This window comes from Desulfosporosinus cupriresistens (assembly GCF_001707885.1).
Taxonomy (GTDB): Bacteria; Bacillota; Desulfitobacteriia; order Desulfitobacteriales; family Desulfitobacteriaceae; genus Desulfosporosinus.
In genome coordinates this window covers 1-16,302 of record NZ_MASS01000049.1, presented here as the reverse complement: position 1 = coordinate 16,302, position 16,302 = coordinate 1, and the positions used below count along the sequence as shown (strand labels likewise).

The window sequence follows — 16,302 nt, the reverse complement described above, 5'->3', positions numbered from 1 at the left end:
TCCTCAACCAGTTGTTGAAATGCCAAATTTACGGAAAGTATTGGCTGTCTGAGGGTACTTGGAAAGAATTTCGGCAAGATTTGTCTTTAAATCTAGGTGATCCATTTATTCCAAAATCCTCCTTTGTTTTTTATATCCTTTTTTTCTTCCTGGAGTTGGGAAATCTGTACCACTAGATTTTCTAGTGATGATTCGTTCTCTTCTTGTTTGGTCAGCATTACCCGAAGAACTTGGGATAGGCTCTGAGTTTCCTTCTCGAGATTGGCCATGGCTTCCTTAACTGGTTCAAGTTCTTCAAGAGGGGTTTCTGCTAATGCTGCTACCACAGCTTCACTTGATTCATCAAGGAGATGGCCTTCTTGATTAGGTTGAAGGGCATTTAGTGAGATGGCCTCAAGAATTTGATCAAGCTTTGTGACTGTATTCTGAAGCTCAAGACTCATCTTAGAGTTTTGCTGTTCAAGCTGCGCAACGGAAGAGGATAAACGTTGAAGTTCAGAGTTTTGCTGTTCAAGCTGTGCAACGGCAGAGGATAAACGTTGAAATTCAGAGTTTTGCTGTTCAAGCTGTGCAACGGCAGAGGATAAACGTTGAAATTCAGAGTTTTGCTGTTCAAGCTGTGCAACGGCAGAGGATAAACGTTGAAGTTCAGAGTTTTGCTGTTCAACCTGTGCAATAGCAGAGATTAAATCTTCATGATCGGCTTGTTCTTTTACTGGTTGGGACTGAAGGACTTCAGTTGGTATGTTTTCAGGGGCTTCGAGCACGTTAATCGCTGAGAGAGTATTGGTAGCTTCAGCGGTGGAAGGAACTGGGTTTAATGAATTTGACTCACTCTCAGAGATTGAAACTGGTTGTATAGGATAGGGCGAAGGAGATGATAGCTCAGGATAGAAGGCTGGAACTGGTGGGGGAGTATGGGGGAGAGTTGGGCTAGCAAAGGATTGGGAAGGCGTGGTTAAAGTATTAGTTTGTTTTCTAGCAAAGCCCAATTCGTGGTAATAAGCGGGCGCGCGCCGTTCAACCTGATCTTCCAACCAGTAGGATTGATGGAAATTCTTTTTACCTTTATGCACCCATTGCAACGGTTGATGGAAGGGAGTATGAGAAGAAATTAATTTCCATCCTTTACCATCATTCTGCATGAGGACTTCTTCATCTGTATGGGCAAGTAGCCAAAGAACACCGTTTTTCTCTAAAGCTCCAATGCTTTTCCAAGGCGAGGGGAAGGTTTTAATGGGAGCGGGTGACGGATGCCAGGTGCTCGCTAGCTCATGGGCATCTGCTTGTTGTGCCCAACGAACTTCAAACTGTCCATTTGGAGTTTTTACGACCCAATAAAGATGATGAACGTTATCTGACGTCATGAGTGCAGTCATATCCACGACTTCACCGGAGATTTTCAATGTCTCAGTTGGGGAACCCCATATGTGAAATGAACCGTTAAAGCGGTTTGTAAAGAGGAGAGAATGTCGTCCCTGGAAGGTTATTGTTAATAGATGAAGGTTCCCTTGATTATCCAAGTTTACGTGATAAAGGGGTTCCAGTTGATGAACAACTTCTCCCATATGCGCACTGTGCCAAGAGGTGCCGTTCCAAAAACGATGTTCGATACGCCAGAGATCTCGGATGGACTGATGTGAATAAGCGTAAAAAATATGTATGTTCTTACCTTGTGGGAATAGAAAAAATCGACGGTAAACGGTGGTGCGGACGTCTAGTTTGGCGATTAAGGTCGTTTGAGGCGTAGAAGCTCCAGAAATTAATGTGTAACAGAGTTCACCATTGGTTTTGAGGATGACCAGGTGAGCGGTTTTGGAATCAGTCATAATCCCATGAGCTAAAAGCAGTGGTTCCTGGATCCGATAAAAGGGTTCCGGGCTGTTTTCTCCGAATAGAGCACATCCCTGTGAATCGGTGTGCAGGTACATGAATTCATTTTCATAGGTTAGGAGAAGGGGAGCAATAGTGGTTCGACTTAGGTAAGCCAATACGATCACTTCCTTTATTTTCATAGCATTAGCCGACGCCCATACCATTCGGCTTCATCCATGGCAGCGCTCTAACCTCGAACATTCTGTTCGAGTCTTAGCTACAGGGACACTTGGCCATCCATGGCCAGCGCTTCAGCCTTTGACGTTCTGTCTGAGTCAAGGTTGAGTAGAACCTTAGCTTTATTTAAACTTATGCTGCGTGAACCTTATACTTTCTGACTGGCAAAAGAAAGGGCCGTTGTGGACGACCCTTTCTTTCTAGAAGGGCAATAATTATGACATAAGAAGGTGAACCATTTGAATCATAAGAAGATAAAACATTAGATGAACTTTTACTGGCAACTATCCAGCTGTGGAGGGAAGAAATCGCTTGGAAATGGAGTGAGAGTGGTGTCAAAGAAATTAAGGCATGGATTCTGTGGTATTTCTGGAAACTCTTCACAAAGAGGAGGTTCTGGGCAGAATCCAAAGGCTGGAACGAGGAGTTGAACAATGCCTGTTACCTTAGTTATCACGAAGCTGCCTATGGCAAGTTGTATCGAGGATACAGTGAATAATGGACTTGTTAATACTTCAGTTCTTGTTTCAATACGCAAGTTAAAGTCAAACTCTGGTCGGGTTGGTGGGAAGTATAACACAATATCCTTGTGAATGTCTGGAAGGTTTCCGGTTAGGGTAAACAACGTTCCTGTTGAATCTCGTAAGACTAACGTGTAAGGTATTTGAATCGTGAACTGGACTCTTGAGAAATTGGGGCGAGATGGAATGGGTGTAATGACAACACTGCCGGGAACAATTACACCTGTAGCAAAAGTCATGCTGACAAAGGTAAACGGTGGGACACCGGTTGGTAAACAGACGGTGAAGGCAGGGAAGCATTCCCTTTGTTGACAACTAGCATAAACTTTTTCAACAATGATACAGACTGATTCTGTTATTTCTTCGAGTTGGTAAGGATCGGTCAAATCGATAGGTTCGCCAGGCGATAGTGTGGAGCCGACTCTGCCGACTGTAACGCCTCGAGGTGGGAATGAGGTCGGGAGCGCCGCAGCAATGGTATTTGTGTTGGTATTAATGATACTAATCGAGCTGTCTCCTTCATTAGCAACCCACACTTGAGTGCCATCGCCCGTGACATCCAGACCAAGAGGGTTTATTCCGACAGGAACAGTTGTTACTACGTTAAGTCCAGTAGTCGAGATTACGCTAACGCTGTTCGACCCGAAGTTGCTCACATACATAAAGACTGGATTAACGGGGTTAGCGGCAATTTTTTGTGGATTTGAGCCGACAGGGATTGTCGTAAGAATAGCATTTGTGGAAGTGCTGATGACACTGACATTGTTGCTGCCACTGTTGACAACAAAGAGCTTTGAATTATCTAAGCTGACGGCTAGGCCGTTGGGTGAAGTGCCCACAGCGATCGTAGCGATGACGGTATTGGTTACCGGATTGATGACAGATACCGTATTACTGCCGCTATTGCTAACGTATATACGACTGCCATCACGAGAAATGGTGATATCAACAGGTCCTGTGCCGACGGTTATGGTGCTTACCACAGTATGAGTTGGAATGCTGAGGACTGAAACAGTTCCACTTCCAGAGTTTGTCACATAAGCTGTAGTACTAGTTGGGTCAATAGCAACTGCAGTAGGTGCGAGGCCAACAGGAATTGTTGCCAAGACTTGATTGGCGGCGGTGCAAATCACGGAGACAGTGTTGCTACCAAAATTAGGAACTAATACTTTTGTACCATCCGGTGTGCGTTTTGGGAATTGCGGGTTAGTGCCCACGGGAATGGTAGCGACTAGCACATCGCTGTAAACGTTATATATGGCGACTGCATTGTCGAGTGTTACCCAAGCATGGGTTTCAAATAGCATGTGTGTATTCCCCCCTTTTTTTGATTCGAGAAATGACTTAGTACGGAGCAGGACTTTCAACGTATTGTATTCGCTCGAAGAGCAGGGTGTTACACGCTAATTTCATTTCTATATAGAGATGATAATATCGGCTGGAGTGCCCGGCCGGACCGTTCACTCCAGTCATTAGCCTGAGCGTAAGCCATTCGTTCTGCTTTACTGAAATCTTCGCCTTCTATTAGATGACGTAGGCGTGTGGAAAACGTTTGGGGGTCACTTTCAAGATTGATTTTTGGAATTGTGAGCAGTTCAGGTAGCGGTGTCCCTAGAACCTGGATGCCCGTTGCATAATATTCATAGAGTTTGATGGGATTGCACCCTTTGGTCATTTCTGTCTGAAGAAAGGGGATAATTCCTACATTGAAATGATGAAAATAACCTGGAAGTTCACAATAAGGTTTGAGGCCTAGATAAAAAACGTTTTTAGCTTTGAGTGGAAATTTATTGAGCTGAAAGAGGGCTCCGATAAAAACAAAGTTTAATTCTGGATTTTCTCGGATCGCGACCTTGAGCAACTCCCAGTCGACCCAGGGGGCTATTGCTCCACTGTATCCAATAATGGGTTTACCAGACGGTAGATCACTAGGGCGGTAACCTGGAGAGGGAGAAAAATGGACGTAATCAACCCCATTTGGTACTAGATAAACTTTTGGATGTCGTACGGAAAAATAACCATAAATACTTTGACTGCTACAAAAAATCAGATCTGCCCGTTCAAGGATAGTAGGATAATAGGGCGCCCAACTAGAAAATTCCTCTTTGGCTTCGTCTACAGCGTCATAAATGACAAGGTCAGGGTTATAGTAATCCATAGAATTAATATGAGAGGGAACAGTTAGCCAAAGAATACGTGGCCGTGCATGAGGAATATCCATGGCCGAAACCCCCTGACAGAGATGAAGGGTCGGGGATAAGCTTATGACTTTTGCTTGAGAAAAGTTTCCCAGATCTTCATAAAGCACAGTCTTGCCGGAAGCGGAAAATTGACCTAACAGCTGTTGTGGGCGCTGAAACATCCAACTCCAAGGAATTGAAGGAGGATAGATAATTGTAGGCATTTGTAACCTCCTCGTGCGGCCGCTCTTTGCCTTGAGGCATCTGGCCATCCATGGTCCAATACTCTAATCTCGAACGTCTTGTTAGAGTCCTTGGCACCGTGGCACCTAGCCATTTCGGACACCTTGCCATCCATGGCGGTGTTCTACCCGTTGTTTGAGTCAAGGCAATTCTATAACCTCGAACGTTCCGTTCGAGTCAAGGACAACTCCTGTTGGTTAAAATGTTGTTCCTAATATAGGATATGAAGATAATGTGTAATGGGGAATGTTTAAAGCATAAAAGTAGGCAGTCGATGATACGGCTGTCTACTTTTACTTAGGGAGGTCTAGTACCATTTGTTCAATTGAATCATAGTATAAATAGACAAGACATGTTGAGGTTGTGAGTAGGAGGATGGAAATGGAGGATAAGGAAGTCCAGACGCTCAAGGCAGATATTGCTGAAATAAAGGATGCTGTTAAAGAAGTGTCGGCAGTGGTTAACGATATGCGAGTGTTGCTTGCCGGTAACTATGTCACCAAACGGGACTTCGAGGAGTATAAAAAAGGGACATCCATCAACCATCGTTGGTGGGCAGGTTTTGTCATAGCAGTGACGGGAGCATTCTTGGCTATAGTGAATTATTTTGGGAATATTTACTGACGTGCGCAGATCCAACTATTCTTTGTTATTGGAAGAATAGTTGAAGGTTGAAGTTGGTATATAGTCGGGAGGTGATACTGCTGAATGTCTTATCGTTGACCAATGAATTTGACGAAGAAAGCTTTGGTGGTGCTGGAACAGCGGCCACTGGCATGTTATATATGTTTGATCGTTTAGGCATACAGCAAACGGTTATTGTACCGCGCAGTAATTGGAATGTTCCTGGTTGGGTTTTGCGTGGACAACAGATCAGAGTACTTGGTTTACCTCGCAATAGTCATTATTTCGGTTATTTAGGGATGATCAATGCCGATATCGTACTTCAGGAATTTCCTGAACTTAATCAGAGATGGGATATAATTCATAGTCACGCTATCAATTTTACCCCTTTGGCTTACACTCTTTCAGGGGGACTTACTCCAATTCTTTATTCGGTTTATTCCTTTTTACGTAAAGAGCTAGGGGACCGACCTGAGCCCGAGTTGCAAGCGCAATTTAAGATTCAAGAAGAACTCTTGATGCGTTGTCAACGCATTCAGCTTATCAGTCAGAGTGAGAGAAATTATCTGGCAGAGCGTTTTCCTCAATACCTTTTTAAAACAGAGGTTTTGCCTTTGGGTATTGCATTGCCAGTTGAACGTTGGCATCCTGCAAGTGCGAACGAGTTTCTATATGTTGGCAGACTGATTGATTATAAAGGAATTGAGGATTTGATTTTGGCCATGTCTTTGATAAGGCATAGCGGGCGTCAAATTCGTTTAAATATTGTTGGCAAGGGATCGGATTATTACTATGAAACGTACTTGAGAAAGCTTGTCCAGTTGAAAAAGCTAGGAAATTGGGTTAAGTTCCACGGTTGGATTCCGACTTCAGAGGTAAGGCGATGGATGGAGCGCACGGCTTGTCTCGTTGTTCCGAGTCGGAGCGAAGCCTATGGACTGGTGGCCTTGGAGGGAATGGCAATCGGGACCCCACTAATTGCATCAAGAGCGGGGGGGCTGGCAGAATTGGTTCCTAACGACTGTGCGCTAACCTTTGAAGCTGGCAACGTTCCACAGTTGTCGCAGGTTCTAATGATCGCGTTCGACAATCCCTCTCATCTACGATCCCTTGCTAAAAGAGGACATGATCTGGCTTTGGCCTATGAGTGGGGACGGCTTGCTCCTAAATACTCGATGATCCTGAAGGAGTTAATTAACAATTAAGACAAGCTAGTCATATGATAGATTAGGTAAGACCATTAAATAGTGTCTTACCTAAACATTTTAGAAGGGATATGTGATATGGAGAACGAGAAGCAAGTGATCGAATGAGCATAAAAAAATAGTAACTGACTTTAATTAAGGGGGATAAACTAAATGGCTTTCTTAACAACTGGATTGATCGATAACACACCAGTCCTTGGTGTAAGGCCCTCCGCAACGTTTCAAATAAGAATCTCAAATGATGACCTTGTTATTCCGGGGACCGTTGAAATAACGGGGATACGGTTAATCGGGGATACTTTAAGAGACACATATGTTTTAGAATTATTTGCCATTCCGGCAAATACGGCCGTAGTAAGAAATTATACTGCTGATTTTGACGCCTTTGAATTTCAATTTATCACTGCTGGTACCATAGAAATTTCAGCCTGGGGTAAAGACGCTGCAGGGAACTTGGTCGCTGCACAACGGGTACTAGCTGAGGAGCTTAATCCAATAGTATAATTTAGCCTATAGAAAGAGGAGCCCTTTGGCAACCCAAAGGACTCCTCTTTCTAATACTAGCTTGGCGGCAGCCAAGTTTTCTTTTATCCAGGGCGAGATAAGGCTTACACTTATCAATATGTAAAAATAGTAGCCAGAATTGGCTATCCGTACGCTTCGATGTACAACGTGTGTCAGATATACAAACACTGACATACGATATAGCAATTATTAATGAAGGGGGAATGGAAGAGCGTGGAGTGGGAAAAAAAACAGGTCTTGGTAACAGGAGCTGGTGGATTTATCGGTAGTCACTTGACAGAGGCCTTGGTCAAAGCAGGAGCCAAGGTTCGTGTTTTTATTCGTTATAATTCCAGAGATGGCCGAGGGAACCTGGAAGATTTAGAGCCAAAGATACTAGATCAGATTGAATTTATTGCTGGAGACCTGCGTGATGCAGATGTGATTGAGCGATCGGTTAAGGGGTGTGACGCTGTATTTCACCTAGGAGCGTTGGTCGGAATCCCTTATTCCTATAAGAATCCACGCGAGGTTGTGGAAACTAATATTTTGGGAACGTTGAATATTCTTACAGCTGCACGAGATCATGGAGTGAGTCGAATCGTCCATACTTCAACCAGTGAGGTATACGGGTCGGCACGTTATGTCCCAATTGACGAGGCCCATCCTCTTCAGGGTCAGTCACCTTATTCAGCCAGTAAAATCGGGGCAGATAAGTTAGCCGAAAGTTTCTATGCTTCCTTCGATCTACCGGTTGTCACGATTAGACCGTTCAATTGTTATGGACCTCGCCAATCCGCTCGAGCTGTCATTCCAACCCTCATCACTCAGGCCTTAGCCTGTAAAGAAATACGTCTTGGAAATACAGATACCCTACGTGACTTTACCTTTGTGACGGATACAGCAGAGGCATTTATGAAAGCGGCCCAGTCTCAAAAGGCGGACGGGAAGGTCATTAATGTAGGTTCGGGTCAGGAAATTTCCATTGGGCAATTAGCCCAGGTTATTATAAATAGTTTAAAGAGCACAGCAGAAATTGTCGTGGACGAGGCGCGGGTTCGCCCGAGTAAGAGCGAGGTAACCCGTCTTTTAGCAGATAATCGATTAGCCAAAGAAACATTAGGGTGGGAACCTCGTGTTTCACTGGAGGAAGGGATCAAAAGAACGGTAGCCTGGATTGCTGCCCATATGAATCGTTTTCAGATAGGGAAGTACCAAATTTGAAAAGATGAAGAAGGGGAAAACAATGCAAACTATTATTTTAGCGGGTGGTCGTGGTACACGATTAGATCCTTTTTCTCGGATTTTACCCAAACCACTTTTTCCCATTGGGGATAAACCGATAGCAGAAATTCTTGTGCATCAACTTCAGCATGCTGGGGTTAACGAAATTATTATGTGTTTGGGTTATCTTGCGGATTTCATAAAACTTTACTTTCAAGATGGAAGTTATTTTGGCTTGAAAATTCGTTATTCTGTGGAAACCGACCCATTAGGAACGGCTGGTCCGTTAAGAATGGTCAACGATTTAGAGGAAAATTTTTTGGTTGTCAATGGGGACGAATTGACAACCTTAGATTTCGGGGCTTTGTATGAACACCATTTAGCGAAGAAAGCGGATATGACAGTGGCTGTACAGAAGAAGTCTGTCAGTTCATCGTTCGGAGTCCTCGAGGTTAAGGATGGTCAAATAACCACCTATTCGGAGAAACCAACGACTAACTATTGGGCAAGTATGGGGATTTATGTCATCAACAAGCGGGTTCTTTCGTTAATTCCTGAAAACAAACGCTTTGATATGCCAGACTTGGTGCAGCGTCTTCTGTTGGAACATGCTCAGGTAGTAAGTTATGAAAGCGAGGACCTTTGGTTTGACATTGGGACGATGGCTGATCTTGAAAAGGCAAAACAGGAGTTCCAAGGTGGTAATGCATTCTCATAGAAATGAGGATTATTCACTCGTAATGTGGTGAATAATCCTTGTCTCAAGACATTAATAGCTCAAACATAATTTGAAATTAAGCTGATGATTGGTCCAGTTCTTTTCAATCTCTGTCAAATGTCTCTTACCAGAATGAATTTGCTATCTTGGAAAAGGTTTTCTTCCGGCATGTGGGATCAGGAGGCACTCCCCTCAGGTAAAATGCCTTGGGGGATCGCTTTTTCGGCGATAGATTATCATCGTCTATCCTTGCACATCGATGTACAACGTGTGTCAGATATAAAAACACTGACATACGATATATCAATTAGGAAAGAAGGGGGAATGGAAGAGCGCAATGCGGATGCAATAGCAGATACCGTTTGCGTGACTTTACCTTTGTTGACACAGGTCAGGAAATTTTCATTGGGCAATTAGCTGGGGTTTCTATAGATCATCCTCTAAAAGCACAGTGAAAATCACCCATTGAATTGTTTCAAAAAAGGAAGTATAGAATTGATTTGAAAAAGCCAAGGAAATAAATAAAATTCCTCAAAAAGAGGGTGGGAAAAGGGTATGAGAAAGGTATTGATCTTGGGAGGGTCAGGGATGTTAGGACATACCCTGTTCCGTTATTTATCAGAGGACACTAGCCTTGATGTCTTTGCTACAGTCCGCTCCTTGAAGCAATTATCGAGTTGGTTACCAGAAGATCGATTGAAAAAGGTACGTCGAGACGTGGATATCAATCATATAGATAGCCTTGTAAAGGTCTTCGCTGAGATAAAGCCAGATCTTGTCGTGAATTGTATCGGTATTATAAAACAATTACCGGAGTCCCAGGACCCGATTGCGACAATAGCTGCGAATGCACTTTTACCGCATCGAATTGCATCACTATGTGGTGCAGTAGGTGCTCGAATGATTCATATCAGTAGTGATTGTGTCTTTGATGGAGGAAAAGGTGGTTATACGGAAAGAGATTTTTCTAACGCCACTGATTTATATGGAAGGACGAAACTTCTTGGTGAAGTAGACTGCACACATTGTGTCACTCTACGTACTTCGATTATTGGACATGAATTAAATGGTAACTATGGTTTAGTTGGTTGGTTCCTCAGCCAAAAAGAAAAAGTACGTGGCTTTAGAAATGTTATTTACTCGGGTTTCTCAACGGTCGAACTATCTAGGATTATTCATGACTACGTGATCCCGAATTCGGAAATGAAGGGACTTTATCACGTTTCTTCTAGTCCAATTTCTAAATACGAGCTGCTTACACTCATCAATGTTCAATACGGTAAAAAGATAGCGATCGAACCAGAAGATAGTGTACGACTCAATCGCTCGTTGGACTCATCAATCTTCCGCTCCTTGACAGGTTACAACCCACCAATGTGGGCGGAAATGGTTCGTGAAATGCATAACGATTATTTGCAAGGTCCCTATCAAAAAGGTAATGCCAAGGGGGAGAAAAATGAATATTTTTGATAATAAAGTGATTGTGATTACAGGCGGCACTGGTTCACTTGGTAAGGTGTTAACTCATCGACTCTTACAAAAGGAACTCGGTTCTCCTAAGAAAATCATTATTTTTTCGCGAGATGAAGCAAAACAGCATGCAATGCGGGTCGAATACCAACACAAACAAAACGTTACTGATGAAGTGATCTATGACAATTTCGCCCGCTTAATAGAGTTTCGAATAGGCGATATACGCGATTATCATTCCGTTTGTTCTGTGCTACGGGAAGCAGATATCGTTATTAATGCCGCTGCTCTTAAGCAGGTTCCTTCATGTGAGTACTTTCCATTTGAAGCAGTACGGACTAATGTGCTTGGCCCAGAAAATATAATCCGCGCTATTAGTGAAAATAATCTTAAGGTAGAAACGGTGGTTGGGGTTTCTACAGATAAAGCCTGTAAACCAGTGAATGCCATGGGGATCTCTAAGGCTATGCAAGAGAGGATCTTCATCACTGCGAATGTAATGCTACCCAATACAAGGTTTATTTGTGTGCGCTATGGTAATGTGCTGGCATCTCGGGGGTCTGTCATTCCTTTATTTCATGAACAAATCAAACGGGGTGGACCGTTAACGATTACGACTAAGGAAATGACGAGATTCCTATTACCCTTAGAAAGCGCCGTCGATACAATTTTTGCTGTTCTTAAAGGGGCTAAGCCTGGTGAAATATATATCCCGAAAATTCCTGCAGCACGCATCGTAGATGTTGCTAAAGCCTTAATAGAAGAACGACAAATTAAAATAGACTATACTGGAATTCGTCCAGGAGAAAAGGTTCATGAAGTATTAATTTCTGAAGAAGAAGCTTGGCGTGCCTATGATCGGGGCGACTATTATGCAATTAAGCCTATGCTTCCTGAACTATTTGTAGCGGACCCCGGTCTGCAGGCGTTATCAAAGGAATACAGTTCTGGCGATTTCCTCATGACCTTTGAAGAAACTGAGGCTTTATTAAGAAAGCATCAGTTGATGGTGGATCAAGTAAATCAAAAAGCTGAGGAATTTCTGAGATGAAAAAAATATATAAAATCGTTTGTATATGCCAAATCTATAATGAACTTTGTAAAGACAATTTAGAACGGTTTGTGAACAAAATCTTACCTGTAGTGAGTGATTTGGTAGTCTATGATGATGGTAGCACGGATGGTAGTTATGAATATATGCTCAAAAAAACGCCGTACGTTCTGAGAGGGACAAAAAACGACTTTGTCAATGAGCGAAGCCATAAGCAGCTTCTTCTTCAAGAGGCTTTAAAGCTGAATCCGGATTTTATCTTGTGGTTGGACGCCGACGAGGTATTAACGGCCAATGCCGCCGAGAAGCTTCAGGAATTGTGTGCACAATGTGAGCAGAATCATTATGATGCTGTGAACATGCATGAATTAAACCTCTGGCGTAGTTATTCCTGGCAGAGGTTAGACAGTTTATATGATAAGGGCTGGTTTTGTCGTCTCTGGCGAGTTGTTCCCGGTATTTGTTTTAATGATACAAAACCTGGACTTCATCAACCACTTTTTCCTTCGACAATTCGAAATGTGATGTGGACTCTTGATGTTCAAGTAATTCACTACGGATTTTCTTCGAGGCAACGTTTAGCCTATAAATATCTGGTTTATAGATCGCATGGGCAACGCGGTTATGATATGCTCGATCGATTAATCAGTGAAGAAAAACTCGTTGTTTCCAAGGTCCCCCAAGAACTCTTCCCAGAAGGTCTCTGGCTGGATGACGATGAGCCTAAACCACTGACCTTTACGGAGTCCTTAGCTTATGTTGAAGAATATCGGGCAGAAGTGTTCAAACCCAGATTCTCCATTGCTTGTTTAGTCTACAAAAGTGTGGAATGGTTGAAATTTGTTTACGATCAGGTCTTCAAATATACAGATATGACAAATAAAGAGTTTTTCTTTGTAGCCAATGACGCGACTTCTGCAGTGCTTAGCTATTTAAAGGATAACTATATTCCTCATTATGTTTTTACGAATACTCCGGAGCAACAACAGGAATGGTATGTTAATAATGTTTACCGTGCCTATAATTTTGCGGCTAGCAAGGCTCAGGGAGACTTTGTCGTGTTCATTAATTCGGATATGGCATTTACACCAGGCTGGTTGGATAATCTGTGGAAGGCTTATAACGGAGAGAATTGTGTAACATCCCGACTAGTAGAGTCCGGGAAGTTGCGCAGTGGCCAATACGGTGTTGAAAGTGACTTTGGTCGGGATTATTCGTCGTATCAAGAGAAAGAATTTCAGCTGTATGCTCGTGAGTTGACAGAGTCGAAATTGTTAGATGGCGGCTTATTTATGCCTCTCTTAATCCGTAAAGAGCACTTTGAACGGGTTGGGGGTTACCCTGAAGGACAGGTTGTCATAGGAAGTGATTACAATCATCCAGTAATTGCCCGCTTCGGAGAAGCCTGTATATCTGGAGATACGGTCTTGATGTTGAAACTTCAGACTATAGGAATAAAGCATCAAACGGCGTTTGACAGTCTGGCCTATCATTTTCAGTGGGGAGAACTTGATAGTTCCCAAACTGCAGAAGCTGTAATAGAGAAAATAAAAGTTGCAGTTTGCAATGATTTTGTTACAGGATCAATCGGGGAAGAGGTAGAGCGAAATTTCCATCTGGAATCCTTACCTGCTTCTGTGAGCATAGATAGGGATGTTGCTGGGGCTAAGGAAGACTATGCTGGGAATGTTCGAAACTATATCCAAGAACATTATCCGGAAGTAGAAGTAATTCTGCAAAATGCGACGTTCATTAATATGGTTGATGAATCACGCTATACAATTGCGTTTTTACAGGACAACATTAGATCTATGGGTAGGCCAAATACTCAACACGAAGAAAATTTACGGCGAGCCGATAAACTTGTTACAGATTCAGTACAAACCGCACAGTCTTATCCAGAGTATGATTTTGAGATAATTCCAGGTAGTCGTGATCAGGACGCGAGGCAAAAATGGTCTGGTTTACTGATGGATGTCTTTAAAGAGCTCATGATTAAGAAAGCTAACGACAAAAGAGAAACGGAACAGCACAAAGTATCAATTATAATAACCACATTTCAGCGGACGCATTTGTTAAAATGGGGACTCTATTCATTATCTCTTCAAACGATACCCTTTGAGTTTGAAACAATCGTCGTTAATGACGGATTACAAGATGAGACAGAAGAGATTTGTAACGGGTTCAAGGAAAAACTTAATTTGAAGTATCTATTTACAGGACAAAGAAATCTTCAGGGTGACCCGGTCTGGCGGGTACCTGGTTTTGCTCTTAATATTGGGGTGAAACAATCCTCAGGAGATATATTGGTCATGTGCTGTGCGGAAATGTTCCATTTTAACCAAACTATAGCCCAGCTTACAAAACCTATTTTAAATAACCCCAAATTGTTAGGTATTCCAATCGGAAAAGATGATCGCCATGGGGCTCTTCTGGAGTGCATCAATAAGCATGGCGGTACCTTTGACCTTGAAGCGTACAACAATTGTGTTGATTTAGACACCAGAATGCCGTTTCTGATGGCCCTACATCGTAGTCAATTTATGGAGATCGGAGGCTATGATGAAGATTTTATAGGGGTTGCTTATGATGATCGAGATTTTATCGACCGATTATTGAGAAACGGTTGTAATTACTGTCAAACAGATGCGTTGACGGTACATTTGTACCATCCTAGAGCAGATGGTTATTATGAGGGCGGAGGTCCCCCTGAATGGGACTATAATAAAAATGTGTACTTTTCCCGGATCGGCAAGATAGTTAGAAATGAAGGGAGAGAGTGGGGAATCTTTAGTGATGAACACTTAGACAAAGCCGATCATAAAATGGATTAGATGGACAACTTAGCAGCTGTTCAATCAAAAAAGTGATAAACCTCCGCATTGTAAACCACCAGTTAACTATTACCAAGCAGACTTTTAGTAAAGAGGCTGTAACAAAACTTGTTTTCAAGTTTGTTACAGCCCTTATTATTGGTGTGAATGGAGAGTTAATATTAATGCATTGTGCATTGTGTATTGTGTATTGGTAATTGTTCAAGCGTAATACAATTGAAGGTAACAAAAATAGGACATGGGCAATACAATAATTTAACCATAATTTAGGAGGTTGAATATGTATGCCTTATTTGACAACTGGTTTGTTAGATAACACGATAGTTGCTGGCGAAAGACCTAGTTCAACGCTCATGCTTGAGATCGCTAATGAGGATATTTCAACAGTAGTGATTCAAATTGAGGGATTTTTACAGAATGAAACCACAAAAGTAAAGTATGTAGATGAATTTTTTACCCTTGCTGCAGGTACTGTGGCTCAGAGAAGCTATTATACACCATTTGATGCCTTTGAGTTTCAATTTTTTGTTAGCTCGCAATTTGTAAATGTTGCTGTCTGGAGAAATGACGTAACAGGAAAACTCAATTCGCCTTATCGAGTTGTAACCGAAGAAGTTAATCCAATTTAACAGGTATTCAACAGAGTGGGTCATTCCCCAACACCTTTTGTCAGTGGACTCGCTTTTGCTTATGCTAAAGCTGAACATCGGGGCTTCGGTAGGGGAGTCTATTCCCCACCGAATCGGAACACCCACTTATGGGAGTGGAATGTAACACAAACTGTACAAGTTACGTAGTATAAAGTACGGCATGTTAGGAGGTGAAGGAATATGCCTTTATTAACGACAGGGTTGCTTGAAAACACTGCAGTTGAGGGTGTTAGACCGAGTACAACACTTTCGGTGCAGATTTCTAACGATGATACCATTAGCGCAAGTGTTCAGATCGAGGGATTTTTCCAGAGCGGAACCACAAAAGTGCTGTATGTGCAAGAGCTTTTTGTCCTCGCTGCAGGAGCTGTGGCTCAGAGAAATTATTTTGTTGGGTTTAACGCCTTCGAGTTTCAATTCACTGTTAGTTCGCAGGCAGTAAAAGTTTCTGCATGGGGAAAAGATGCAGCTGGGAACCTTACTACGGCTCATCGAGTTGTAGCTGAAGAAGTAAATCCATTTTAACTAGGCGATCAAAACAAAACTATTTATGGAAGGGGACGGATCATGGCTTCATTAACTACCGGAATAATAGAAAATACACCAGTCGGCGGTATAAGACCCACCGTAACATTCACAGTAAAAATCACCAATGATGATACTGTTGCTGCTACCGTTCAAATTGAAGGGTTTTACGTGACTCTGCCTACGAAAACACTGTATGTCTTGGAGTTATTTATATTGGCGCCAGGGGAAGTAGCTGAAAGAGTCTATTACGCGCAGTTTGATGAGTTTGAATTTCAGTTCATTACCAGCTCCGATGCAGTAGAGATCTCCGCCTGGGGAAAAGATGCCGCTGGAGACTTGGTTGTAGCTCATCGTTTGGTACCAGCAGAGCTTAATCCAATAGGGCCGAGTGGAATCACAGGAGCGGCAGGAGCCACAGGATCGACAGGAGCGGCAGGATCGACAGGAGCGGCAGGAGCCACAGGATCGACAGGAGCGGCAGGATCGACAGGAGCGGCA

At 42.8% G+C, this 16,302-nt stretch carries 14 protein-coding genes and 1 pseudogene; 12 read left to right on the top strand and 3 right to left on the bottom strand.

Features of this window, described 5'->3' with window-relative positions; all coding sequences use genetic code 11:
* Positions 1 to 92: 92 nt before the first annotated feature.
* The 3 genes from DSBG_RS16555 to DSBG_RS16545 all read right to left on the bottom strand — a co-directional run bounded on the left by DSBG_RS16555 (position 93) and on the right by DSBG_RS16545 (position 4,977).
* Entirely contained in the window at positions 93 to 2,039 is a 1,947-nt protein-coding gene (locus DSBG_RS16555) for a hypothetical protein (protein ID WP_242877692.1), read from the bottom strand.
* Between the two features lie 287 nt (positions 2,040 to 2,326).
* Positions 2,327 to 3,880 carry a YncE family protein gene (locus DSBG_RS16550; RefSeq protein ID WP_068965366.1) on the bottom strand — a complete coding sequence of 518 codons (1,554 nt, stop codon included), beginning with the start codon at positions 3,878 to 3,880 and terminating at the stop codon, positions 2,327 to 2,329.
* 89 nt (positions 3,881 to 3,969) lie between these two features.
* Positions 3,970 to 4,977: a glycosyltransferase family protein gene (locus tag DSBG_RS16545; RefSeq protein WP_068965365.1), complete on the bottom strand. Its 1,008-nt coding sequence runs from the start codon at positions 4,975 to 4,977 to the stop codon at positions 3,970 to 3,972.
* Between the two features lie 400 nt (positions 4,978 to 5,377).
* Between DSBG_RS16545 and DSBG_RS16540 the strand changes: the two genes are divergently transcribed.
* From DSBG_RS16540 to DSBG_RS16485, 12 genes and pseudogenes are all read left to right on the top strand, one after another.
* Positions 5,378 to 5,620: a hypothetical protein gene (locus DSBG_RS16540; RefSeq protein ID WP_068965364.1), complete on the top strand. Its 243-nt coding sequence runs from the start codon at positions 5,378 to 5,380 to the stop codon at positions 5,618 to 5,620.
* Positions 5,621 to 5,715: 95 nt separating this feature from the next.
* Positions 5,716 to 6,825 (top strand): glycosyltransferase family 4 protein, encoded by a 1,110-nt coding sequence (locus DSBG_RS16535; protein ID WP_242877690.1) that lies wholly within the window; start codon positions 5,716 to 5,718, stop codon positions 6,823 to 6,825.
* Between the two features lie 153 nt (positions 6,826 to 6,978).
* Positions 6,979 to 7,329, top strand: coding sequence for a hypothetical protein (locus DSBG_RS16530; protein WP_068965363.1), 351 nt, complete (start codon positions 6,979 to 6,981; stop codon positions 7,327 to 7,329).
* Between the two features lie 213 nt (positions 7,330 to 7,542).
* Positions 7,543 to 8,553 (top strand): SDR family NAD(P)-dependent oxidoreductase, encoded by a 1,011-nt coding sequence (locus DSBG_RS16525; RefSeq protein ID WP_068965362.1) that lies wholly within the window; start codon positions 7,543 to 7,545, stop codon positions 8,551 to 8,553.
* A gap of 22 nt (positions 8,554 to 8,575) precedes the next feature.
* Positions 8,576 to 9,271 (top strand): sugar phosphate nucleotidyltransferase, encoded by a 696-nt coding sequence (locus DSBG_RS16520; RefSeq protein ID WP_068965361.1) that lies wholly within the window; start codon positions 8,576 to 8,578, stop codon positions 9,269 to 9,271.
* A 117-nt stretch (positions 9,272 to 9,388) separates the two neighbouring features.
* Positions 9,389 to 9,688, top strand: a complete 300-nt coding sequence (locus DSBG_RS16515) for a hypothetical protein (RefSeq protein ID WP_141694347.1) — start codon at positions 9,389 to 9,391, stop codon at positions 9,686 to 9,688.
* Positions 9,689 to 9,826: 138 nt separating this feature from the next.
* Complete coding sequence (locus DSBG_RS16510) at positions 9,827 to 10,741, top strand: dTDP-4-dehydrorhamnose reductase family protein (RefSeq protein WP_083236931.1); 915 nt, start codon at positions 9,827 to 9,829, stop codon at positions 10,739 to 10,741.
* Complete coding sequence (locus DSBG_RS16505; RefSeq protein WP_068965358.1) at positions 10,728 to 11,792, top strand: polysaccharide biosynthesis protein; 1,065 nt, start codon at positions 10,728 to 10,730, stop codon at positions 11,790 to 11,792. The genes DSBG_RS16510 and DSBG_RS16505 overlap by 14 nt, the downstream gene beginning before the upstream one ends.
* Positions 11,789 to 14,626: a glycosyltransferase gene (locus DSBG_RS16500; protein WP_068965357.1), complete on the top strand. Its 2,838-nt coding sequence runs from the start codon at positions 11,789 to 11,791 to the stop codon at positions 14,624 to 14,626. Before DSBG_RS16505 ends, DSBG_RS16500 begins: the two co-directional genes overlap by 4 nt.
* Before the next feature lie 284 nt (positions 14,627 to 14,910).
* Complete coding sequence (locus DSBG_RS16495) at positions 14,911 to 15,255, top strand: hypothetical protein (protein WP_068965356.1); 345 nt, start codon at positions 14,911 to 14,913, stop codon at positions 15,253 to 15,255.
* Between the two features lie 201 nt (positions 15,256 to 15,456).
* Positions 15,457 to 15,801, top strand: a complete 345-nt coding sequence (locus tag DSBG_RS16490; RefSeq protein ID WP_068965355.1) for a hypothetical protein — start codon at positions 15,457 to 15,459, stop codon at positions 15,799 to 15,801.
* Positions 15,802 to 15,843: 42 nt separating this feature from the next.
* Positions 15,844 to 16,302 (top strand): annotated as a pseudogene (locus DSBG_RS16485) (exosporium glycoprotein BclB-related protein); the annotation flags it as partial.